This window comes from Stenotrophomonas sp. SMYL11 (assembly GCF_036320005.1).
In the GTDB taxonomy this organism is placed as follows: Bacteria; Pseudomonadota; Gammaproteobacteria; order Xanthomonadales; family Xanthomonadaceae; genus Stenotrophomonas; species Stenotrophomonas maltophilia_A.
This window is the reverse complement of sequence record NZ_JAWIRS010000023.1, coordinates 38889-61564: the sequence shown is the minus strand read 5'-3', so window position 1 is coordinate 61564 and position 22676 is coordinate 38889. Positions and strand designations below refer to the sequence as shown.

The window sequence follows — 22676 nt, the reverse complement described above, 5'->3', positions numbered from 1 at the left end:
CGGGGGTGGGGGGGTGTGTTGGGGCAGGACCGTTGGCGCCATGGATGGCGCCATCGAGCCCCCATGGACGGGTTCACGGCGTGTCCTGCCAACCCACACCGCCCCGCCCAACACGTAGAAACCCGAGCCGCTGGCTTTGGCATTGGCCTCTGCGGGTGCAGGGTGCAACCCTGCAAAGAAGAAGGCCGCCTTTCGGCGGCCTCACTTCTCTTTACTTCAGCTTGATCTCGCGCAGGCGTTCCTCGAGGAAGCCGTGGGCGGTGATCGCCTCCGGGTACCGGCTCGGGTTCTCCGGGGTGATGCACGACGGCAGCACGTCGATCAGATAGTCCGGATTCGGATGCAGGAAGAACGGCACCGAGTAGCGCGGCTGGCGGGCCAGCTCGCCCGGAGGATTGACCACGCGGTGGATGGTCGAGGGGTACACGTGGTTGGTCAGGCGCTGCAGCATGTCGCCGATGTTGACCACGATGGTGTCGGCATCGGAGGTGAACGGCACCCACTCGCCATCATGCGACTGCACTTCCAGGCCGGCCGCGCTGGCGCCGACCAGCAGGGTGATGAAATTGATGTCGCCATGGGCGCCGGCACGCACGTTCGGGATGTCGTCGGTGGTGATCGGCGGGTAGTGGATCGGGCGCAGGATCGAGTTGCCGAAGTTGGTCTTGTCGGCGAAGAAGTCTTCCGGCAGGCCGATGTGCAGGGCCAGCGCCGACAGTACGCGCGAACCCAGGTTGTCCAGCGCCTGGTACAGGCCGTAACCGCGCTCGCGGAAGCCCTCGACCTCGGTCGGCCACAGGTTCGGCGCCATCACGTCACGGTACTTGGAGTCGTCGGCGATCTCGCGACCGATGTGCCAGAACTCCTTCAGGTCGAAATGCTTGGAGCCCTTGGCGGTCTCCACGCCGAACGGGGTGTAGCCGCGGGCGCCGCCACTGCCGGCCACGTGGTACTTGCGCTTGACCTCCTCCGGCAGGGCGAAGAAGGCCTTGAAGGCATCGTAGGCCGCGTCGATGTCGGCCTGCGGGATGCCGTGGTTGCGGATGCCCGCGAATCCCCATTGGCGGTAGGCCGCGCCCAGCTCGGCCACGAAGGCCTCGCGGTCGCTGTCGAAACGGGTGATGTCGAGGGTGGGGATCTGGCTCACAGCGGTTCCTGGCTTGTCGTTGGGTCTGGAAGGGCCAGCGCATTCATGGCCCACCTGAACATTGTGACAGATCGCCCGGGGGACGCCACTCGATACGAAGAAACAAACCGATACAATGCGCAACCCGCGCGCGGATTAACGATTCCGTCACAACCGGGACTCCCGCACCTGTTCCACCTGCCGCCTCCGTCCTTCATGCGCCCTGCTGCTGCTTCTGCCAACACCTCCCTGCCCTCCGGCCCGGCACGTCATTGGCGCCGATTGGCCTGGTGGTCGCTGTTCGTGGCCGGCAACGCGCTGCTGGGGATGGCGATCACGCTCGGCAACGTACCGCTGGCCGACAACCCCGGTGGCGCAATCGGCCTGGCTTACCTTTCCGTCGCTCTGCCGGGGCATCTGCTCGCCTTTGGTGCCCTCGCAGGCCTGCTGCCGCTGCTGCTGGGCCTGTGGCCGCGCAGCGCGCGCACGCTGAGCATCAGCGCCGTGCTGCTGCAGGGCCTGTGGCTGTGCCTGCTGCTGGTTGATGCGAAGGTTTTCACTCTGTATCGGTTCCACCTCAATGCCATGGTGGTGAACATGGTGTTCGGCGGCGCGCTGCAGGACCAGGTCGCGTTGTCCTGGAAAACCTGGCTGCAGGCCGGACTGCTGGTCGCCGCCATCTTCGCCGCCGAAGGCCTGCTGGCCTGGGCATGCTGGAAGCTGTTGCCCGCCCTGCCCCGCCGCCGCCCAGTCCTGCAGGCCTGGTCGGTGGTCGCTCTGCTGATGGCGGGTGGCCAGGTCGCCACCGCCTACTACGATGCCCGCGGCGACCGCGACGTCATCGCGCAGTGGAACTACCTGCCCTGGGCACAGCCGATCACCGCCAAGAGCTTCATGCGCAAACTGGGTGTTGTCAGCGAACAGCAGGCCGGCCTGCCTGACCCGCGCCATGCGCAGCTGCTGTATCCGCTGCAGCCCCTGCGCTGCCAGAACCCATATCGGCCGAATGTGCTGATGGTGGTGCTGGAGTCGCTGCGCCAGGACGCCATGACGCCGCAGCTGATGCCCAATACGACGGCACTGGCACAGGCTTCGCGCGTGTACGACAAGCATTTCAGTACCGGCAATGCCACCCGCTACGGCCTGTTCGGCCTGCTCTACGGCCTGCCCGGCGGCTACTGGCAGAGCATGCTGGACGAACAGCGCGGCTCGCAGCTGTTCCAGGTGCTCAGCCAGCAGGGCTACGACCTGCACCTGTACGGCAGCGCGCCGCTGTACAGCCCGGAGTTCGACCGCACCGCCTTCGCCGACGTACGCGACCAGCTGCACCAGGGCCCCTCCGCCCTGACGCCCGACAAGCGTGACGCAGCCATCGTCACCGCGCTGCAGAGCGACATCCGCACCAGCCAGGCCGCGCAGCACCCGTGGTTCGGCTTCGTGTTCCTCGACTCCACCCACGCCGGCTACCACCTGCCCGCCAGCTACCCGCCGGTGGCCACGCCGATGGCCAAGGAGATCGACTTCCTGTCCTTCGGCCCAGACCACGACCCGACGCCGGAGCTCAACCGCTACCGCACCGCCGTGCACTACGCCGACAGCCTGATCGGCTCGCTGCTGGACGACCTTCGCGCACAAGGCCTGGCCGAGAACACCATCGTGCTGGTCACCGGTGACCATGCCGAAGAGTTCAACGACCTCAAGCTGAACTACTGGGGCCACAACGGCAACTTCTCCGACTACCAGCTGCAGGTGCCGTTCGTGCTGCACTGGCCAGGCCAGGCCAGCGGCCATGAGATGCGCACCAGTTCGCATGAGGACTGGGTGCCGACGTTGATGCGCCACGCACTGGGCTGCGAGAACGCACTGAGCGACTTCAGTACTGGCCAGGACCTGCTGGCCGCGCCCACCACCAGCGAACGTGCGCTGGTGGTGGAGAGCTGGTCGCAGCGTGCGGTACGCCATGGCGATGCCATCTACGTGTTCGACAAGTTCGGCAACGCCACCGCGCTCGACCGGCACTACCGTCCGCTGCCGCAGCAGGCGCCGGACGCCGCCGCCATCCGCTCCGCATGGGAAGCGCTGACCCGCTTCCGCAACCGCTGAATTCCAAGGACCGATCCTGCATGAACCGTCCGCTGCGTATCCTGCATACCGAAGCCGCCAAGGGAATGGGCGGGCAGGAGATCTACATCTTCCGGCACATGCAGGTGATGCGCGCGCGTGGCCATGAAGTGTCGTTGCTGTGCCAGCCCGATGCGCGCCTGGCCACACTGGCACGCGACGACGGTTTCACCGTGCATACGCTGCGCATGGGAGGCCTGGCGCGCCTGCTGCGCGGCGTGTGGTCGGTATCGCGACTGGTGCGCCGCGAACGCTACGACGTGGTCAACACCACCAGCCGCCGAGATGCGCTGATCGCCGCCGCCGGTGCACGCCTGGGCGGCACGCCGCTGGTGGTGCGCTCACGCCACCTGATGAGCCCGGTCAATTCGCTGCTGACCTATACCGGGCTTCCGCACCGGGTGTTGACCGTCAGCAGCTTCGTCAAGCAGCTGCTGGCCGACCGTGGCATTCCGGCCGAGCGCATCGGCATCGTGCCGCCGATCGCGGTTCCGCCGCGCTGGAGCGAGATCCGCAAAGCCGATCCCTGGCAGTGCCTGCAGGACGCGCGCGCGCAGGTGCGTGCCGAGCTCGGTTTCGGCGAACAGGACATCGTGGTCGGCTGCGTGGCGGTACTGCGCGAGCCCAAGGGCCATGCCGACCTGCTGCAGGCGATGATTCCGCTGTGCAAGGCCAACCCGGACCTGCACCTGGTGATCGTCGGTGATGGCCAGGCCGTGACGGAACGACTGCAGGCGATGTGCGCCGAGCACGGGCTGCAGCGCCAGGTGCACCTGCTCGGCTACCGCGATGGAGCCTGCCGGCTGATGGCCGGCTTCGACATCTTCGCCCTGGCCTCGCACAAGGAAGCGGCCGGCACCGTGTTCCTGGAAGCGGCTTATGTGGGCGTACCGATCGTAGCCACGCGGGTGGGTGGCGTGCCGGAGATGGTGGTCGATGGCAGCAATGCGATCCTCACCCGTTTGGGAGACAATGCCGCCCTGACAGGTGCCTTGCGCCTGCTGGTGGATGACCCGGAACGGCGGCGGCAGATGGGCCGCGCTGGCTGGGACTGGATGCACGGCGCGCACCGCTTCACGCCGGACGGCCACGGTGAAGCCACCGAACACTACTACCACCAGTGGCTGAAGGAGCTGGGACATGGCTGATGCGCGAACCGTTCCGGTGCTGATGCACCACCATGTCAGCCCCTCGCCGGGCATGATCACCGTGTCGCCGGAAAACTTCGAAAGCCAGATCGCGTGGCTGGCAGGCAATGGCTGGACCTCACTCACGCTGGACCAGTACGCCGGCTTCCTGGCCGGCAAGCCGGTGCCGCGCAAGTCGATCGTCATCACCTTCGACGATGGCTACCTGGACAACTGGGTGTATGCCCATCCGATCCTGCAGAAGTACGGCATGCATGCAGTGGTGTTCGTGGTCACCGGCTGGATGGGCGAAGGCCCGGAACGTCCGCATGCCGGCATTGCCGGAGCGACGCTGCCTTCGACGCCGGACCATCGCGGCTGCGAAGCGGCGATCTACGAGCAGGACCGCAGTGACGATGTGATGATGCGCTGGAGCGAAGCGCGTGCGGCCATCGCCGCCGGCACCTTCGAAGTGCATTGCCACACCCATACCCACACCCGCTGGCTGCGCCGTGACGATCTGGACCGTGCGCAGCGCCGCGCGGGCCTCAGCCGGGATCTGGCGATCTCGCGCGAAGTCCTGCAGGACAAGCTTGGCGACGTGTCCGATACCTTGTGCTGGCCGTACGGTGATTTCGACCAGGATCACATCGAAGTGGCGCGCGAGCAGGGCTTCCGCTACCTGCACACCACCCACCCGTTCGGCCGCAACGTGATCGGTGGCGACCCGGAACGCATCTATCGTTTCGCGATCCGCAACCGCCCGGCCAACTGGCTGCGCAAGCGCATCCGCCTGAGTTACAACCCGCTGATCGCGCCGCTGTTCAATGGGTTCAAGGCACGCCAGAAGAAGATGGTGCCGGGGCCCTGAGCACGCCATCCACTTGGGCCGCCACAAAAGAAAACGCCCCGGGATTCCGCGGCGTTTTCTTCATACGGATGTGCAGTCGCCTCAGCTGGCGGCTTCACGCACGGCAGCGGACAAGCGGTCCAGCGTCTGCTGCATCAGCGTGGCGTCATCGGCTTCCACGGTGACCCGCACCACCGGCTCGGTACCGGACGGCCGCAGGAACGCGCGGCCACGGCCGGCTACGGCCTGCTGCGCCACAGCCAGCGCGGACTGCACGCTTTCAGACTGCACCGTGGCCTTGGCCGAGACATTGCCCAGACGCACGTTGACGGTCTTCTGCGGCACCCGCACCAGGCCCTTCAGTGCCTGGCGCAGGGTCTGCCCACTGTTGCGCAGCGCGACCAGCACCTGCAAGGCGCTGACGATGCCATCACCGGTGGTGGCCCGGTCCAGGCACAGCAGATGGCCCGACGCTTCACCACCGAGTACACCGCCGCCTTCGACCAATGCCTGGTGCACGTAGCGGTCACCGACGTTGCTGCGCACGAACGGGATCTGCAGATCGGCGAAGGCTTTCTCCACGCCGTAGTTGCTCATCAGCGTGCCGACCACCGGGCCGCGCAGGCGGCCTTCGTCCTTCCAGGCGCGGGCCAGGATGTACAGCAGGTCGTCACCGTCGACCGGGTTGCCCTGGTCGTCGGCCATCAGCACACGGTCGCCATCACCATCGAACGCGATGCCGAGATCGGCACGGGTCTCGCGGACTTTGGCCGCCAGGTTGTCGATATGGGTGGAACCTACGCCGGCGTTGATGTTGACGCCGTTGGGCTCGCCACCGATGCCGATCACCTCGGCGCCCAGTTCGCGGAACAGCAGCGGTGCGATCTGGTAGGTGGCGCCGTGTGCGCAATCCAGCACCAGGCGCACGCCACGCAGGTCGAACGCGCGCGGCACGCTGGCCTTGCAGAACTCGATGTAGCGGCCGACCGCTTCGCGCGCACGCGATGCCTTGCCCAGCTTCTCCGATTCGGCGGTGGTGAACGGAACGTCCAGCGCCGCTTCCAGGGCAAGTTCGGTGGCATCGTCGAGCTTCTCGCCCTGGGCCGAGAAGAACTTGATGCCGTTGTCGTAATGCGGGTTGTGCGAGGCGCTGATGACGATGCCGGCGTCCACGCCCAGCGTGCGTGTCAGGAACGCCACCGCCGGGGTCGGCATCGGCCCCAGCAGCTGTACGTCGGCGCCGGCGGCGACCAGGCCGGCTTCCAGTGCCGCTTCGAACATGTAACCGGAAATGCGGGTGTCCTTGCCGATCACCACGATCGGCCGGCGCCCGTCCTGGCCGCGCTGGGCGACCAGGACACGGCCCAGGGCATTGCCCAGGCGCAGCACGAAGTCGGCCGAGATCACGCCCTGGCCGACCCGCCCACGGATGCCATCAGTACCGAAGTACTTGCGGCCTCCCATCACGCCACCTCCGGCGCCGGCTGACGGCCCAGCAGTGCCAGCAGATCGGACAGGCGGTCGCGCATTTCGCGGCGGTCGCAGATCTGGTCGATGGCACCGTGCTCCAGCAGGAACTCCGAGCGCTGGAAGCCTTCCGGCAGCTTTTCGCGCACGGTCTGCTCGATCACGCGCGGGCCGGCGAAGCCGATCAGCGCCTGCGGTTCGGCGATGTTGATGTCGCCCAGCATCGCGAACGAGGCCGACACACCACCGGTGGTCGGGTGGGTCAGCACCGAGATGTACGGCAGGCCCGCTTCACGCAGCTTGCCCAGCGCGGCCGAGGTCTTGGCCATCTGCATCAGCGAGAACAGGCCTTCCTGCATGCGCGCGCCGCCACTCTGCGAGAAGCACACGTACGGAGCACCGATCTCGACCGCGGTTTCGGCGGCCAGCGCGAAACGCTCACCCACCACCGAGCCCATCGAGCCCCCCATGAAGGCGAAGTCGAACGACGAGGCCACCAGTGCACGGCCCTTGAGCAGGCCGCGCATGGCGATCAGCGCGTCATATTCGCCGGTGTTCTTCTGCGCGATCTTGATGCGCTCGCTGTACTTCTTCTGGTCCTTGAACTTGAGCAGGTCGGTCGGGCCCAGGCGCGCACCGATCTCGGTGGTGCTGTCGGCGTCGAACAGAGCGGCCAGGCGCGCACGTGCGCGGATCGCCATGTGGTGACCGCACTTCGGGCAGACCTCCAGGTTCTCTTCCAGTTCCGGACGGTACAACGCGCTGCCGCAGTTGCTGCACTTTTCCCACAGGCCCTCGGGGACACTGCGCTTCTTGCTGGGGGTGTTGTCGGTGCGGATGCCGGACGGCATCAACTTGCTGAGCCAACTCATGCGGGAGGACACTTCCGTTCAGGGCGGCCCGAGGGCCGCAAAGGCGGACAGTCTAGCTCCGCTTTCCCCGCCCGTGCACCCCCTTGCCGGACACGGGGCCGCCGGAAAAAACCATGCTGGGACGTACGTTTAGGTGCTGGATCGTGCCATCCGCTGGCGGGTAGCCCTTACTTGCAGACCCATGGGTAGTGCCGGCCGCTGGCCGGCAACCCCTGCGCGCATGCGGGTACGGAGGATGCCGGCCAGTGGCCGGCATGACCGTTACGCGTCCAGCGCCTGCCGCAGCGGAGCCAGGAAGGTTCGAGCGCGCTGTGCGGCCTCTTCAGCCGAGCCCGCTTCGGCCAGCGCCGCCACCAGCGCGCTGCCGACCACCACGCCGTCGGCCTGGCGGGCCATCGCCGCAGCACTGTCGGCATCCTTGATGCCGAAGCCGGCCACCACCGGCACCGAAGCGCGCGCGCGCAGGGCCTGCAGGCGGGCACTGGCGGCATCGCTGTCCAGGCGCTCGGACGCGCCGGTGACACCGGCAAAGCTGACGTAGTAGAGGTAGCCACGGGCCAGCGCCAGCAGCTTGTCGGCGCGCGCGTCGCTGGTAGTCGGCGACGCCAGCAGGACCAGTGCCAGGCCCGCTGCATCGAAGGCCTGCTGCGCTTCGCCGGCTTCTTCCGGCGGCAGGTCGACCAGCAGAACGCCGTCCACGCCGGCCTCCACGGCTGCCGTTGCGAAGGCCGCGTAGCCATGGATCTCCACCGGATTCAGGTAGCCCATCAGCACCACCGGCGTCTGCGCGTCACGCTCGCGGAACTGCGCAACGGCCTGCAGCACGTAGCGGCTGCCAGCACCACGCGCCAGCGCGCGCTCGGAGCTGCGCTGGATGGTCGGGCCGTCGGCCATCGGGTCGGAGAACGGCACGCCCAGTTCGATCACATCGGCACCGGCATCGACCAGCGCGTGCATGACCGGCACGGTGGCCTCCAGCGAGGGATCACCGGCGGTGATGAAGGGAATCAGCGCCTTGCGCTGCTGCTCGCGCAGGCGCTGGAAACAGGCATCGAGTCGGGATACAGGCATCTCAGGCACATCCTTCAATCAGTTCAATCGCATCGCTGGTCCCCCAGTACATCTGGATGACCCTTCCTTCAAACAGTTCCACGCGGATGCCGAGGGCCGAGCCCGGGTCCTGCCAGGTGAGGTACTCGCCCTGGTCACCGTCGTAGGCATGCGGGCTGGATAGCGGCGGCTTCGGGAACTGGGCCATGGCCTGGGCGCGGGTCATGCCGACACGTAGGCCGAACGGCCCGGGCTGCTGGGTAGGCGCCCCGCTCTCCGGATCCAGGCCGAGATCGAAACGGACCACGCGATCTTCATCGGTCATCATCGACACGCCGGGCGGCAGCCCCTTGCCGTCGTAGTACTCGCAACTGCCGCCGATGGCTTCGACCGCCCCTTGCGCGGTCCACGGCCCGAGTGCCTTCAGATCGGTCATATGCTGGCCGATCAGCACCTCGCCGGCATGGTCCAGCGCCACCGAGGCTACCGCTGGCGCGTCATCGCTGTCCTTATCCTCCAACGACGGCGGATCGTCGATCGGCGTACGCGCCATCGGGTCAAGATCATCGTTGGCGGCCTGCTGCACAGGCTGCGTGGTGGCCTTGGCGGCCGGTGCCAGCACCGGCGGCTCCGGCGGCTGGCACGCAGCCAAGCCCAGTGCCAGCAGCAGCACGCCACTGTTCCGCAGCAGCGCGCTCACAGCACCAGCCCTTCGCGCGCGGCGATGGTATGCACGTCCTTGTCGCCACGGCCGGACAGATTGCACAGCACGATCTGGTCACGCGGTCGCTCACGCGCCAGCTTGATCGCCTGTGCCAGCGCATGGCTGGATTCCAGCGCCGGCAGGATGCCCTCGGTGTGCGCCAGCAGGTGGAAGGCCTGCAGCGCTTCCTCATCGGTGATGCCGAGGTAGCGTGCGCGGCCGGTATCGGCCAGGAACGCGTGCTCCGGACCGACACCCGGGTAGTCCAGGCCGGCCGACACCGAGTGGGTTTCGATGATCTGGCCGTCGTCGTCGCACAGCACATAGGTGCGGTTACCGTGCAGCACGCCGGGGCGACCCGCCGCGATGGAGGCGGCATGGCGACCGGTGCTGATGCCATCACCGGCGGCTTCGGCGCCGACGATCTCGACCTGGCGATCGTTGAGGAAGGCATGGAACAGGCCGATGGCATTGCTGCCGCCGCCGACGCAGGCGGTGATCGCATCGGGCAGGCGACCGTACTCGGCCAGCATCTGCTCACGCGCTTCGCGGCCGACGATGGCGTTGAAATCGCGCACCATGCGCGGGTACGGATCCGGACCAGCCACGGTGCCGATGATGTAGAAGGTGTCCTGCACATTGGTCACCCAATCGCGCATCGCTTCGTTGAGCGCGTCCTTCAGGGTGGCCGAGCCGGAGGTGACCGGCACCACCGTCGCGCCCAGCAGCTTCATGCGGTAGACGTTGATCTTCTGCCGCTCGATGTCGGTGGCGCCCATGTACACCACGCATTCCAGGCCCAAGCGCGCGGCAACGGTGGCACTGGCCACGCCATGCTGCCCGGCACCGGTCTCGGCGATGATGCGCTTCTTGCCCATCCGCGCGGCCAGCAGCGCCTGGCCGATGGTGTTGTTGATCTTGTGCGCACCGGTGTGGTTCAGGTCCTCGCGCTTGAGCAGGATCTGCGCACCGCCGACATGATCGCTCAGGCGCTGGGCGTGATAGATCGGGCTCGGTCGGCCCACGTAATGGGCCAAGTCGCGGTCGTAGGCGGCCTGGAATGCCGGGTCCTGGCGGGCCTGGTCATAGGCCTGGGCCAGTTCCTGCAGCGGGCCGACCAGGGTTTCGGCAACGAAGCTGCCACCGTAGCGGCCGAAGTGGCCCTGGGCATCCGGGAAGGCGTGGTAGTCGGCAATGGGGGAGGCAGACATGGAAGCGACCGCTGGTTCAAGACAGGTGGATACTCTAGCGCACGGGTCGTGACCGGAAAATGGATATTATCTGGCGCATATCGTCAGGAAATCTCACATGAGCCGTTCCCTGCTGCCGCCCCTCAATGCGCTGCGTGCGTTCGAATCCACCGCCCGTCTGGGCGGGGTTGGCCGCGCCGCACAGGATCTGCATGTCACCCACGGCGCGGTCAGCCGCCAGCTGAAGCTGCTGGAGGACCATCTCGGCCTGGCGCTGTTCCAGCGTGCCGGCCGCGGGCTGCGCCTGACCGCTGCGGGCACCCGCCTGCAGGCCGCGTGCAGCGAGGCCTTCAGCGGTATCGAAGACTGCGTGCGCGAGCTGCGCCGGCCGGCGGCCTCCCCAGCACTGGTACTGGGCTGCAGCGGCAGCGTACTGGCGCGCTGGATGATTCCGCGCCTGCCCGTGCTGCAGGCCGCCCTGCCCGGCGTGCGCCTGCAGTGGTCGGCGCTGGATGGCAGTTTCACCGAAGCACAGGCGGCGCTGGATGCCGTGCTGCTGTTGGCGCAGGGGCCGTGGCCACGGGGCTGGCAGATCCGTGAGCTGGCGCCGGAACGGGTCGGCGTGGTGGTGGCACCCTCGCATCCGGCCGCGCAGCGCCTGCGGCAGGTACCGCCCTCGGCGCTGCTGCAGGAAACGCTGCTGCACACCAGCTCACGGCCGCAGGCGTGGCCGGCGTGGGCGCAGGCGCACGATCTGGACACCGCGAAGCTGCAGCTGGGCACCGCTTTCGAACATCTGTACTACCTGCTGGAAGCAGCCGTGGCCGGGCTGGGCCCGGCGATCGCACCGGAGCCACTGGTGGCCGAAGATCTGGCAGCAGGCCGGCTGGTCGCACCGTGGGGGTTTGCCGCCACCGGCGGCTTCTGGGTGCTGGCGCGTCCGGATGGCCCGGCCGATGCACGGGTGGACGCCCTGGCCGACTGGGCAGCAGCGCAACTGCGATGAGACGAGGCCCCGGGCGGCGTTCACCGCCCGGAGCCGGCAACACAGGCCTCAGCGACCGCCCATCGCGACCCGCTGCTGCTCCTCATGCACCTGCTGCTGGTGCGACGGATCTGCCAGCAGCTTGGCACTGGTCTGCTCCAGCGACGGCGGCGCCTGGGCCAGGTCGACCGCGGTGCGGAAGCCCGGCGTCGTGCCCATCACGAACGCCTTGCCATCCTGCACCGTGATGCTCTGCAGCTTGTCGGCCGCGTCGATTCCGTTCTGCTTTGCATGCAGGGTGATATTGGCGGCAGCCTCTTCGGAAAACACGCTGGGAAGCTTGCTGCGGACGGCGTTGTGCAGTGCGTGGTCCGGATGCGATGCATCGTTCAGCGACGGGCCCTTCGGTGCAGCCGCTGCAGGTTCATGGCCCTGCGCACGGCCCGCCGCCAGCGCGGCAGCGGTCTGGCGACCGACAATTCCGTCGGCCACCAGCCCCTGCTGTTTCTGCAGCGCGATCACCGCTTCGCGGGTGTGGTCACCGAAACGGCCATCCTCTGACAACCGATGGCCCTGCGCATCACGCACACCGAGCTGGTTGAGGGTCTGCTGCAACGCCTGCACGTCGGCGCCACGCTGCCCATGCTTCATCACCTCGCCGGCCGCCGGGTGCGATGCAGCCGACTGCGCGGCAGCGGCAGGCCGGGACGGCGCAGGTTCGCCATTGCCGTGCAGCGGCGCGCGCACCTGGAATTCCGGCTTCGGTGTCAGCGCACCAACGATGCGGGTGCTTCCGCCATCCCAGTACCCGCCCGGCCGGATGGTGACTTCGGCCGGCCCGGTGCTTCCCTGCGAACCGATGAACTGGATGTTTCCCTGCGCGTCGTAGCCTTTGAAAATGCCGACATGCTGGCCCTGCGGCGAGGAGAACATCAGGATGTCGCCCTGCTTCAGCGATCCGTTCGGTTTGCGTGCTTCGGCAGCCGAGGTCACATCGAAATGTTCGCGTGCGTAAGCCGTGGTGTTCGCACCATTGAACAGCGTCGACGTAGTGAACCCCGCAGCGTTCTCGCCACGCACGTCGTAACCCGCGTTCTTCAGGCCGCGCCATACGAAAGCCGAGCAATCCACGCCGAAGCGTCCGTCACCATCGAGGTCACGCTCGAGCCGGCTGCTGTCGCGACCCGGGCGCGGATGGTCCGGGCGCCCGTATTCGTACTGGCGGCCTGAGGCCATGAAGTGCTGATAGGCCTCGTTGTAGAGCGCGGCACTGCCGACTGCAGCCGAAGCCTGTGCCGCAGCGGGCGCCGCCGCTGAAGGCGTCTGTACCTGCGGTTGGGTCTGGGTCTGCACGGGTGCGGCCGCCGGTGTGCGCGTGGGTGGCTGCTGGGTGGCAACCTCACCCGGTTGCCAGCCCTCGAAACGGCGGATGCCGTCGGCCAGCACTTCACGCTCGCGCACGCTCATCTGGCCGACGGTCTTCGAGCGCAGGTCGACACCCTGGCGATCGCCTTCGGCATAGATGGTGGCTGCCTGCTCCTTGTGGTGGGTGGAGCCGCTGTAATCCTTGGTGGAGTAGCTCGGCAGCATTTCCTCCACGGTCTTGTCGCCGAACCGGCGTTCGAGCAGCTGGATCTTCGCCACCCGGCCGGCTTCATAGCTTTCGAAAACCGCGTTGCCCCATTGGTCGAGATCGACCACGCCCTTGTAGCGCCCCTGCGCCGATTCCAGCGCCTGCTCGCGGGTACGCGGATTGGTCACCGTCTTGTCCGCGCTGCCGGCGAATTCAAACTTGAGATTGCCAGGATTGTTGTTGCGCCACGAGACGCTGCCGCCCGATCGTTCGACGACACTGCCATCGTCCATTTCCAGCGTGCGCGTGGTACCTACGCTGCTGACCAGCCGGGTGATCTTTGGATCCGACATGAGCTGTTCCTTTGCCAGTGGTTGATTGGACCGCTCCCCTGGCGGTAATTACATTCCGTTGGAAAACACGTCGAGCACGTCCGCACTGACCCAGCCCTGTGCGCAGTTCCCGGCGTAACGTCCCGGCGCCGCCGCATGGCAGGCCTCGCCCCCCGTGGTCGCCAGGCCAGTGATCGGCCTGTCGCCATAGGTGTCACACAACGTGTTGCCCTTGCACTTGCCGACCGTGGCAGCGGGAACCGCAACAACGTAATAGAACAGCGGATTCTGTCCGGTGCGCCCGATGCCCTGCACGCAGACCAGCTGCCCCTTCGACAGCTTCGCGGTCACGCTGGCCTTGCTGCCGGTGGATGGCACCGCACTCAACGTCTCCACGCCCTTGGCATCGGCTACGCCGGCGAAGAAACCCTGGTCGCCACAGTCCGGCGACAGTTCGACATCGTAGAAATCACCGCTGTCCACATCGCCGGCCGTGCAGCCGCTGCCCGTACCGGCGTTGCTGCATTTCACGCCACTGGCCTGGATCAGCGCAGCCAGGCCGTCGGCTGCCGGTGCTGCCGCCGGAACCGTGGCCGGTGCTGTGGCAGGTGCATCTGCCGGCGCGGCAGCGGCCGGTGCCGATGCGGTCGGGGCGGATGAGTCACCGGCCGCACACGCGCCCAAGGCAAGCAGCAGGCCGGGCACGAGCGTCAGGCGGGCCAGACGGATACGGCGGGAAGAGAGATGGGGCATATCCATTGCGTCCTCGTTCGAAAGGTAAGGCGTATCTCAAGGGTGCGGCCAGCGACACGCACACGGCATCGCACCCAGCCAAGACAGGCTGGGCGCATTGTGTCCGATCAGATGTTCGGGGGGTGTCGACTTTTTGGCGCTGGAACCTGAATCACGCGAAAGCGTGATGCTCATCGCATTCAGGAGTCGCCCGCCTTCACGCCACGGCCCGGCGGAATGCACCGTCGACGATGACATTCCGGGTGCCTCCTTCAGGTGACGCGAATCACTCGAGAACCGTGCAATCGGCGCGGCGCACTTCCTCGACGAAGGTGCGCATCTTGTAGCCGTCCTTGATGCCCGGCTCCAGCTCGATGCCGCTGGAGACGTCCACGCCCCACGGCAGCGTCGCCAGCACGGCATCGTAGACGTTCTCAGGGTTCAGGCCACCGGCCAGCAGGAACGGCCGGTGCAATCCGGTCGGAACGCGGCCCCAGTCGAACGCCACGCCGGTGCCGCCACCGCCACCCGGGGCGTGGCTGTCGAACAGGAAGCCGGCAGCGCTGGGGTAGCGCAGCTGCAGGGTACGGGCGTTGACCTCTTCACGGCCGCCCATGGCGATCGCCTTCAGGTACGGCATGTTGAAGCTGCGGCAGAAGCTTTCGTCTTCCTCACCATGGAACTGCAGCAGGGTCGGACGCACCGTACGCAGCACCTCGCGCACTTCTTCCTTGCTGTTGTTGCGGAACAGCGCCACCACGTCGACCATCGGCGCGATCGCCTGGCGCATCGCGCGGGCCTCGGCCGGTGCAACCCGGCGGCTGCTCTCGCGGGCAAAGATGAAACCCACTGCGTCCACGCCCAGCTCACCGGCCAGGCGGACGTCGCCGGCACGGGTCATTCCACAGAACTTGATGCGCGTACGGTAGTAGGAACGGCTCATAGCGTGACCTCGGCGGGCAGATGCCAGTTGTCGGGGTACAGGGGCCCAAGGAACACCAGGCCCTGCGGCGGTGCGGTGGGACCAGCTACGGTGCGGTCGCGCCCGGCCAGCAGTTCGGCGATCCATTCCACCGGTTTTTCGCCGCTGCCCACCAGGATCAACGATCCGACGATATTGCGGACCATGTGATGAAGAAATGCATTGCCACGCACTGCAACTTCGATCACTTCGCCATGGCGGCTGACCTGCAACGACTGCAGTTCACGCCGCGCATGCAGCGCTTGGCACTGCACCGAACGGAACGCGCTGAAGTCGTTCTCGCCGAGCAATGCCTGGCCGGCGGCGTGCATCAGGGTCTCGTCCAGCGCACGGCGCTCCCAGCTCAGGGTCTGCCGGTCCAGCGCCGGCCGTACCTCGCGGTTGAGCAGCCGATAGCGATAGCGGCGCGCACGCGCGGAGAAGCGGGCGTGGAAATCATCGGCCACCGGCACGCACCAGCGCACCGCGATCGAGCGCGGCAGGCGGGTGGTGGTGCCGAGCATCCAGGCGCGCGGATCGCGCACCACGTCGGTATCGAAATGCACGACCTGGCACTGGCCATGCACGCCGGCATCGGTGCGGCCGGCGCAGATCACCTGCAGCGGCGCATCAGCCACCGATGACAGGGCCTGCTCGAGGCTGGCCTGCACGCTGGGACCACCCTCGCCCAGGTTCTGCCAGCCCCTGAAATCGCTGCCGTCGTACTCGACGCCAAGCGCATAACGCATGTGCTACCTCGATGTTGCGGATGGGGCGGCGCTCAGGCCGGATCGCGTTCGGACCAGACCGCCAGTTCGTTTCCACCGGGCTCGACGAACTGGAAGCGGCTGCCACCAGGGAAGGAAAACACCGCGCGCACGATCTCGCCGCCGGCGTCGCGCACGGCAGCCTCGACCGGTGCCAGTGCGTCGGCATACAGCACCAGCAGCGGTGCGCCGCTGTCGCTGGCCCGCTGCGGCTGGCCACGGAAGAAGCCGCCCTGCAGGCGGCCATCGTCGAAAGCCGTGTAGTCGCTGCCGTAGTCGACGAACGACCAGCCGAACACCTTCTCGAAGAAGGCACGGCTGGCAGCCGGGTCGCTAGACGCGAATTCAACGTAGTCGATGCGGCGTTCGCGGCTCATGGCAAGGTCCTTGTCGGCAGATTCGATCACGGCAGGCGGGCCAGCAGTTCGCGGGCCTGGGCCTGGCTGTGCAGGTCACCGCCTTCGGCGACTTCCAGCAACAGGGTGCGCGCAGTCTGCGCGTCGCCCAGATCGAGGTAGGCAATGGCCAGTTCCAGGCGCTCCTGGCCGGCACGTGGCGACCAGCCGGCGTCGGTGCCCGCCGCTGCGGTGATCGGCACGGCATCCTGGTGATGTTGGGCATCGATGCCGTCGCGGTCGATGGGCGCCTGATCGATGGCATCGACCGGGGCGTCGACGTCATGCGTTTCTGCCGGCAGATCGAACACGCCACGGAACTGCGGTTGCTGTTCGGCATGCAGCGCATAGTCCGGCACGCCCACGTCGGCCGGGGCTTCGGGTGCAATCGGTTCATCCTGCACCGGCTCGATGACGACACCCTCGCCGCTGGCGGTCGCGGGCTCGTCCCAGCGCGGCAGATCGGTCACCGCCTCGGGCAGTACGACCACGTCTTCGTCGCGCAGTGTGTCAGCCCGCCACTCGGGCGGCGCCACCGGGTCGGTGGTCGGATCGACCGTTGTTTCGGCCGGTGTCTCGGGCTCGCTCGCCCAGGCCGGCATCGCCGGTTCGTGGCGGCCGCCATCGGCTACCGCCGACGACCACGAGGACTGCTCGGCCAGCGTATCCAGCGCCGCACCCGCCGGCACCGCTGCGGCCAGGCCGGCGGCATCGTCTTCCTCACGCAGCGGCGGCAGCGGCGACGGCTTGCGACGACGCAGCAGCCAGGCGGCGCCCGCCGCCAGCAGCAGCACCGGCAGCCCCAGCCAATACCACGGCGTTGCCGCATCGCGGACATCCGGTGCCTGCGCCAGGCGCTGCTGCGCGGCGGCCAGGTCGTTGTCCTTCATCGCGATCAGCGACTGCTGCTGTTCCTTGAGCTTTTCCAGTTCGGCCACGCGCTGCTTCAGCTCGCCGATCTCGGCATCGCGGGTGGCGATGTCCTCACGCGCCTGGCGCAGTTGTTCGTTGCCCAGCATGTCACCCTCGCTGCCGGCAGCGGTGCCGGTGGTTGTGCCCGCGTGCGCGGCGTCGGACGCCAGCGCCGGAGCGATCTCAAGTCGTGCCCCGTTGGCCGCAGCCGGGGAAGAAGCGTTCGTGGTTTCGGCCTTGGCGACCGGGGCGACGGTACCCGCGGGTTGCGGCACGGTACGCGCCTGCCGCCATTGCGCAGCGTGCTCGCGCACGAGCGTCGCCGCTTCGGCTGCGTCGACCGCAGCAAGCGCATCACTGCCGGGCATGCGCAGCACCGCCCCCTGCTTGAGCAGGTTGACGTTGCCACGGATGAAGGCTTCGGGATTGGCACGCAGCAGGGCGATCATCGCGCGGTCGCGACTGACCTGGTTGCCACGTGCCACCGCACTGGCGATCTGCGACAGGGTCTGCCCGCGTTGCACGGTGATGCTGCCATCGGCCGCCGCTGCAGCAACCGGCGCGGAGGCCGCACGCGCGCGTGCCGGTGCTGGCGCCACCGCAGGCGGCGGCGTCGTGGGCGTCTCTGCTGCTGGCAACGAAGCCGGTGCAGGTTCGCGCACGATTGTATTGGAGAGCGTACCGGCCGGCGCGACGATCTCCGGCTCGGCCACGGCCAACGCACTGGGCGGCGCATCGACCAGTGCCGAGTACTCACGCACCAGGCGGCCCTGGCCCCAGTCGGCTTCGATCAGGAAGCTGAGCGACGGCGTCTCCACCGGCGCCTGCGAGGTGACGCGCACCACCGCCCTGCCCTGCGTGTCGCGGGTCAGTTCGAACTGCAGTTCACTGACCAGTCCGGTTGGCCGCTGCAGGCCGACACGTTCGAAGGTGACCGGTGAGGCCAGCGCCACGCGCAGGTTTTCCAGTTCGGACGGGTCCGCCGAGACCACCGGGATTTCGGCCAGCAGGGGCTGGCCCGGCTTGGACAGGACCCGGATGTCGCCCAAGCCCAGGGCAAGCGCCGAACTGCTGGCCAAGGCGAGCAGTGCGGCGGACAGATAGGTGAGCGGGCGCTTTGCGCCCTTGGCCCGTTTATTCATGGGCGACACTATAAAGCGTGCGGACCGGGGTCCGCACCCACCGGAAAGACCCTTGAGGGAGTGCCGGCCGCTGGCCGGCAGACACGCACGTCCACACATTGCGGCAATGCCGGCCAGCGGCCGGCACTACCGGTCAGGCAACCACAGTGATCAGCGCTGCTCGGCGGCGACCAGTTCGGCCAGCTGCACGGCATTCAACGCCGCGCCCTTGCGCACGTTGTCCGACACGATCCACAGGTTCAGGCCGCGCGGGTGCGACAGGTCCTCACGGATGCGGCCGACGTACACCGCGTCGGTGCCCGAGGCGTGGGTGACCGGGGTCGGGTAACCACCGGCCTCGTGACGATCCACCACTTCGATGCCCGGCGACTGCTCCAGCAGCGCGCGCGCTTCTGCGACGGTCACCTTGTCGCGGGTCTCGATCGCCACCGACTCGGAGTGGCCGTAGAACACCGGCACACGCACTGCAGTCGGGTTCACCAGGATGCTGTCGTCACCGAGGATCTTGCGGGTCTCCCAGATCAGCTTCATCTCTTCCTTGGTGAAACCATTGTCCTGGAAGTCGTCGATGTGCGGGATCAGGTTGAAGGCGATCTGCACCGGGAAGCGCTGCGGATCGATTTCCTGGAAGCTCAGCAGCTGGCCGGTCTGCTTGCCCAGTTCCTCGGTGGCCGAACGGCCACCGCCGGACACCGACTGGTAGGTGGAGACGTTGATGCGCTCGATGCCGTACTTGCGGTGCAGCGGTGCCAACGCCACCAGCATCTGCATGGTCGAGCAGTTCGGGTTGGCGATGATGCCGCGCGGACGGTTGGCGACGTGTTCCGGGTTGACCTCGGACACCACCAGCGGCACGTCATCGTCGTAGCGGAAGGCCGAGGAGTTGTCGATCACCACCGCACCGGCGGCGGCGAACTTCGGTGCGTATTCCTTGGACACGCTGCCGCCGGCCGAGAACAGCGCGATCTCGACGCCGCTCGGATCGAAGGTGGCCAGATCCTGGACCTTGACCTTCTGGCCATTGAACTCGATCTCACCGCCGGCCGAACGCTCGGAGGCGAGGACGCTCAGGGTACCGACCGGGAACTCACGTTCGGCCAGGATCGACAACATGGTCTCGCCGACCGCACCGGTGGCACCGACGACGGCGACGTGGAAACTGCGCTGTGCATTGCTCATGGGGGAAACTCTCACGAAAACGGGAATGGGGAAAAAACACGCACGACAGCTGGGTTCGGGGAACCTCCTCAAGCGGGGCGCGCGGAGGTTCCCTATCGTTTCCCGGTTTTTTTGCCCAGAGTCACGCGCGCGGCCATCGCCGCCTCAGCGTTGATCGCGCTCGGCATGCGCGACGGGCCGCCGTCCAGGCCGAGCCCGGCAACCAGATTATCCACGGCCAGCTGTACCATCGCCGTGCGCGTGGCCAGCGAGGCGCTGCCGATGTGCGGAGTGAGCACCACGTTGCGCAGCGCCAGCAGCTCCGGGCGCACCTTCGGCTCGCCCTCGTACACATCCAGGCCCGCTGCAGCCAGCCGGCCGTTGGCCAGCGCATCGGCCAGCGCGATCTCATCGACCAGGCCGCCGCGGGCGATGTTCACCAGCGTCGCTGACGGCTTCATCTTCGCCAGCGCGGCGGCATCGATCAGGTGGTGCGAGGCCGGGGTATACGGCAGCACCAGCAGCAGGTGATCGGACTGCGCCAGCAGCGTGTCCAGGTCAACGTAACGGGCCCCCACCTCCGCTTCGGTCGCGGCCGGAAGCTGCGAACGGTTGTGGTACAGCACCTTCATGCCGAAACCATGCGCGCCGCGGCGGGCGATGCCCTGGCCGATGCGGCCCATGCCGAGGATGCCCAGCGTGCTGCCGTGGATGTCGGCACCGAGCATGGTCTGGAACGACCACTGCTGCCACTGGCCCTCGCGCAGCCAGCGCTCGGATTCAGTGATGCGGCGCGCGGTGGCCATCAACAGAGCGAAACCAAGATCGGCGGTGGTTTCAGTCAGGACGTCCGGGGTATTGCTGGCGAGAATGCCAACCGCGCTGAGCGCGTCGACATCCAGGTTGTTGTAGCCGACACCGACATTGGCGATCACCTGCAGCTGCGCGGCATCGGCCACCTGCGCCGCGCCGATGCGCTCGTTGAGGGTGATGATGGCGCCGTCGGCACCGGCCAGCTGTTCGGCGATCTGCTCAGGGGACCACGCAGTGACCGTGTCGGTGCTGCGCAGTTGCACGCGATCGCGCAGCGGCGCGATGGCCGCGTCGATCAGCGGCTGGCTCACCCACACGGTCGGCCGCGTGTCAGCCATCGATCTGCCCGGGAATACGCGGGGTGATCGTGCCGACATCACCGCACTGCGCGCGATGGCGCAGCGCCTGGTCCATCAGCACCATCGCCACCATCGCCTCGGCGATCGGGGTAGCGCGGATGCCGACGCAGGGATCGTGGCGACCGGTGGTGACCACCTCCACCACGTTGCCGGCGGTATCCAGCGACGGGCCCGGCAGGCGCAGGCTGGAGGTCGGCTTCAAGGCGATCGAGGCGACCACCGGCTGGCCAGTGGAAATGCCACCGAGGATGCCGCCGGCATGGTTGCTTGCGAAGCCCTGCGGCGTCAGCAGGTCGCGATGTTCGGTGCCCTTCTGTGCGGCGCTGGCGAAACCGTCGCCGATCTCGACGCCCTTCACCGCGTTGATGCTCATCAGCGCGGCGGCCAGTTCGCCATCCAGCTTGCCGTAGATTGGCTCGCCCCAGCCTGGCGGCACGTTGTCGGCCACCACGTCCACGCGCGCACCGACCGAATCACCGGACTTGCGCAGCGCATCCATGTACGCCTCCAGTTCCGGCACCTGTGCGGCGTGTGGCCAGAAGAACGGATTGTCTTCCACCGCCGACCAGTCGAAACCGGCCGGGGTGATGTCGCCCAGCTGCGACAGGTAGCCACGCACGGTCACGCCGAAGCGTTCGGCCAACCACTTCTTGGCGACCACGCCGGCGGCCACGCGCATGGTGGTCTCGCGCGCGGAAGAACGGCCGCCACCGCGCGGGTCGCGGATGCCGTACTTGTGCCAGTAGCTGTAGTCGGCATGACCCGGCCGGAACTGCTGGCCGATGTTGGCGTAATCCTTGCTGCGCTGGTCGGTGTTGCGGATCAGCAGCGCGATCGGCGTGCCGGTGGTCAGGCCCTCGTACACGCCGGACAGGATCTCGACCTCATCAGCCTCGCGACGCGCCGAGGTGTGCCGGCTCTTGCCGGTAGCGCGGCGCTGCAGGTCGTGGGCGAATTCGGCCGCGTCCAGCGCCACGCCCGGAGGGCAGCCATCGATCACGCAGCCGATGGCCGGCCCGTGCGACTCGCCGAACGTGGTGACGGTGAACAGCTTGCCGAACGCATTGGAGCTCACGGGCGCTGCGCCGCCAGTTCGGTGATGCGCGCGCTGTGGGCGATCAGCTCGCGGCATTCGACCGCGAAGATGCCCATCTGGCCGACCTTGAATTCGATCCAGGCGAAGTCGACTTCCGGCAGCAGCTTGATCAGGTGCTGCTCGGACTCGCCCACTTCACAGATCAGCAGACCGTCTTCGCTCAGGTGCAGCGGCGCATCGCGCAGGATCTTCAGCACCAGGTCCAGGCCGTCGTCACCGGCGCGCAGGCCCATTTCCGGCTCGTAGGAGTATTCCTGCGGCAGGGCATCGGTCTCGTCGTTGGTGACGTACGGCGGGTTGGTGACGATCAGGTCGTAGTGGCGGCCGGTCAGGCCGTTGAACAGGTCCGACTTGAGCAGGTTGACGTTGTGCGCCTGCAGGCGCTCCTTGTTTTCTTCGGCCAGCGACAGCGCGTCATCGCTCAGGTCGACACCGTCCACTTCCCAGTTCGGGTAATAGTGGCCCATGGCGATGGCGATGCAGCCCGAACCGGTGCACAGGTCCAGCGCACGGCTGACGTCACGGCCGGCCAGCCACGGCTCGAAGCCGCACTCGATCAGTTCAGCGATCGGCGAGCGCGGCACCAGGGCGCGCTTGTCGCTCTTGAAGCTCAGACCGGCGAACCAGGCCTCACCGGTCAGGTAGGCGGCCGGGATGCGTTCGTCGATGCGACGCTGGAACAGCTCCAGCACGCGCACCTTCTCTTCCTGCAGCAGGCGTGCCGGGCCGTAGGCCGGGCCCAGATCGTGCGGCAGGTGCAGGCTGTGCAGCACCAGCTGGGTGGCCTCGTCCAGCGCGTTGTCGTAGCTGTGCCCGAAGGTCAGTCCGGCTTCGTTGAAACGGCTGGTGCCGTAGCGGATCAGATCGATGATCGTGTGGAGTTCGGCGGCCGTTTCAGCGGTCATGGCGGTACTGCGGGCAAAGTGGCCCCCGATTATAGGGGCT

General features: G+C 67.5%; 20 protein-coding genes. 4 read left to right on the top strand and 16 right to left on the bottom strand.

Going from position 1 to position 22676, the window contains the following annotated elements:
* Nucleotides 1–211: 211 nt before the first annotated feature.
* Nucleotides 212–1147, bottom strand: coding sequence for an isopenicillin N synthase family dioxygenase (locus V3B46_RS20960; protein ID WP_329892803.1), 936 nt, complete (start codon nucleotides 1145–1147; stop codon nucleotides 212–214).
* A gap of 195 nt (nucleotides 1148–1342) precedes the next feature.
* Between V3B46_RS20960 and V3B46_RS20955 the strand changes: the two genes are divergently transcribed.
* From V3B46_RS20955 to V3B46_RS20945, 3 genes are read left to right on the top strand one after another with little or no spacing between them, the layout of a single operon-like run.
* Nucleotides 1343–3229, top strand: coding sequence for a DUF3413 domain-containing protein (locus V3B46_RS20955; RefSeq protein ID WP_329892802.1), 1887 nt, complete (start codon nucleotides 1343–1345; stop codon nucleotides 3227–3229).
* A gap of 20 nt (nucleotides 3230–3249) precedes the next feature.
* The gene (locus tag V3B46_RS20950; protein ID WP_032128255.1) at nucleotides 3250–4395 is read left to right on the top strand and encodes a glycosyltransferase family 4 protein; all 1146 of its coding nucleotides are present in this window, start codon (nucleotides 3250–3252) and stop codon (nucleotides 4393–4395) included.
* On the top strand, nucleotides 4388–5245 hold the full coding sequence (locus V3B46_RS20945) for a polysaccharide deacetylase family protein (protein WP_032128254.1): 858 nt from the start codon (nucleotides 4388–4390) through the stop codon (nucleotides 5243–5245). The genes V3B46_RS20950 and V3B46_RS20945 overlap by 8 nt, the downstream gene beginning before the upstream one ends.
* A gap of 81 nt (nucleotides 5246–5326) precedes the next feature.
* Here V3B46_RS20945 and glmM read toward each other — a convergent pair whose 3' ends face one another.
* From glmM to trpB, 5 genes are all read right to left on the bottom strand, one after another.
* Complete coding sequence (glmM, locus tag V3B46_RS20940; protein WP_154353053.1) at nucleotides 5327–6688, bottom strand: phosphoglucosamine mutase; 1362 nt, start codon at nucleotides 6686–6688, stop codon at nucleotides 5327–5329.
* Nucleotides 6688–7563: an acetyl-CoA carboxylase, carboxyltransferase subunit beta gene (gene accD, locus V3B46_RS20935; protein WP_111206985.1), complete on the bottom strand. Its 876-nt coding sequence runs from the start codon at nucleotides 7561–7563 to the stop codon at nucleotides 6688–6690. Before accD ends, glmM begins: the two co-directional genes overlap by 1 nt.
* A 261-nt stretch (nucleotides 7564–7824) precedes the next feature.
* The gene (gene trpA, locus V3B46_RS20930) at nucleotides 7825–8634 is read right to left on the bottom strand and encodes a tryptophan synthase subunit alpha (protein WP_329892801.1); all 810 of its coding nucleotides are present in this window, start codon (nucleotides 8632–8634) and stop codon (nucleotides 7825–7827) included.
* Between the two features lies 1 nt (nucleotide 8635).
* The gene (locus V3B46_RS20925; protein ID WP_329892800.1) at nucleotides 8636–9313 is read right to left on the bottom strand and encodes a hypothetical protein; all 678 of its coding nucleotides are present in this window, start codon (nucleotides 9311–9313) and stop codon (nucleotides 8636–8638) included.
* Entirely contained in the window at nucleotides 9310–10527 is a 1218-nt protein-coding gene (gene trpB, locus V3B46_RS20920) for a tryptophan synthase subunit beta (RefSeq protein WP_014647880.1), read from the bottom strand. Before trpB ends, V3B46_RS20925 begins: the two co-directional genes overlap by 4 nt.
* A gap of 97 nt (nucleotides 10528–10624) precedes the next feature.
* Between trpB and V3B46_RS20915 the strand changes: the two genes are divergently transcribed.
* Nucleotides 10625–11512, top strand: coding sequence for a LysR family transcriptional regulator (locus V3B46_RS20915; RefSeq protein WP_329892799.1), 888 nt, complete (start codon nucleotides 10625–10627; stop codon nucleotides 11510–11512).
* Between the two features lie 48 nt (nucleotides 11513–11560).
* Here the strand turns inward: V3B46_RS20915 and V3B46_RS20910 are convergent, their stop codons facing one another.
* From V3B46_RS20910 to prmB, 10 genes are all read right to left on the bottom strand, one after another.
* Nucleotides 11561–13417, bottom strand: a complete 1857-nt coding sequence (locus V3B46_RS20910) for a C40 family peptidase (RefSeq protein WP_329892798.1) — start codon at nucleotides 13415–13417, stop codon at nucleotides 11561–11563.
* Nucleotides 13418–13465: 48 nt separating this feature from the next.
* The gene (locus V3B46_RS20905; RefSeq protein ID WP_329892797.1) at nucleotides 13466–14155 is read right to left on the bottom strand and encodes a hypothetical protein; all 690 of its coding nucleotides are present in this window, start codon (nucleotides 14153–14155) and stop codon (nucleotides 13466–13468) included.
* A 259-nt stretch (nucleotides 14156–14414) separates the two neighbouring features.
* Nucleotides 14415–15071 carry a phosphoribosylanthranilate isomerase gene (locus V3B46_RS20900; protein WP_019660598.1) on the bottom strand — a complete coding sequence of 219 codons (657 nt, stop codon included), beginning with the start codon at nucleotides 15069–15071 and terminating at the stop codon, nucleotides 14415–14417.
* Nucleotides 15068–15838 (bottom strand): tRNA pseudouridine(38-40) synthase TruA, encoded by a 771-nt coding sequence (gene truA / locus V3B46_RS20895; protein WP_134952017.1) that lies wholly within the window; start codon nucleotides 15836–15838, stop codon nucleotides 15068–15070. Before truA ends, V3B46_RS20900 begins: the two co-directional genes overlap by 4 nt.
* Nucleotides 15839–15870: 32 nt before the next feature.
* Nucleotides 15871–16233 (bottom strand): VOC family protein, encoded by a 363-nt coding sequence (locus V3B46_RS20890; protein WP_032128247.1) that lies wholly within the window; start codon nucleotides 16231–16233, stop codon nucleotides 15871–15873.
* Nucleotides 16234–16259: 26 nt separating this feature from the next.
* Nucleotides 16260–18305 carry a FimV/HubP family polar landmark protein gene (locus tag V3B46_RS20885; RefSeq protein ID WP_329892796.1) on the bottom strand — a complete coding sequence of 682 codons (2046 nt, stop codon included), beginning with the start codon at nucleotides 18303–18305 and terminating at the stop codon, nucleotides 16260–16262.
* Nucleotides 18306–18455: 150 nt separating this feature from the next.
* The gene (locus V3B46_RS20880; RefSeq protein ID WP_329892795.1) at nucleotides 18456–19484 is read right to left on the bottom strand and encodes an aspartate-semialdehyde dehydrogenase; all 1029 of its coding nucleotides are present in this window, start codon (nucleotides 19482–19484) and stop codon (nucleotides 18456–18458) included.
* Between the two features lie 92 nt (nucleotides 19485–19576).
* Nucleotides 19577–20614 carry a 2-hydroxyacid dehydrogenase gene (locus V3B46_RS20875; protein WP_154353058.1) on the bottom strand — a complete coding sequence of 346 codons (1038 nt, stop codon included), beginning with the start codon at nucleotides 20612–20614 and terminating at the stop codon, nucleotides 19577–19579.
* Nucleotides 20607–21710 (bottom strand): chorismate synthase, encoded by a 1104-nt coding sequence (gene aroC / locus V3B46_RS20870; RefSeq protein ID WP_329892794.1) that lies wholly within the window; start codon nucleotides 21708–21710, stop codon nucleotides 20607–20609. Before aroC ends, V3B46_RS20875 begins: the two co-directional genes overlap by 8 nt.
* Nucleotides 21707–22636 carry a 50S ribosomal protein L3 N(5)-glutamine methyltransferase gene (prmB, locus tag V3B46_RS20865; protein ID WP_154353059.1) on the bottom strand — a complete coding sequence of 310 codons (930 nt, stop codon included), beginning with the start codon at nucleotides 22634–22636 and terminating at the stop codon, nucleotides 21707–21709. The genes aroC and prmB overlap by 4 nt, the downstream gene beginning before the upstream one ends.
* Nucleotides 22637–22676: the final 40 nt, after the last annotated feature.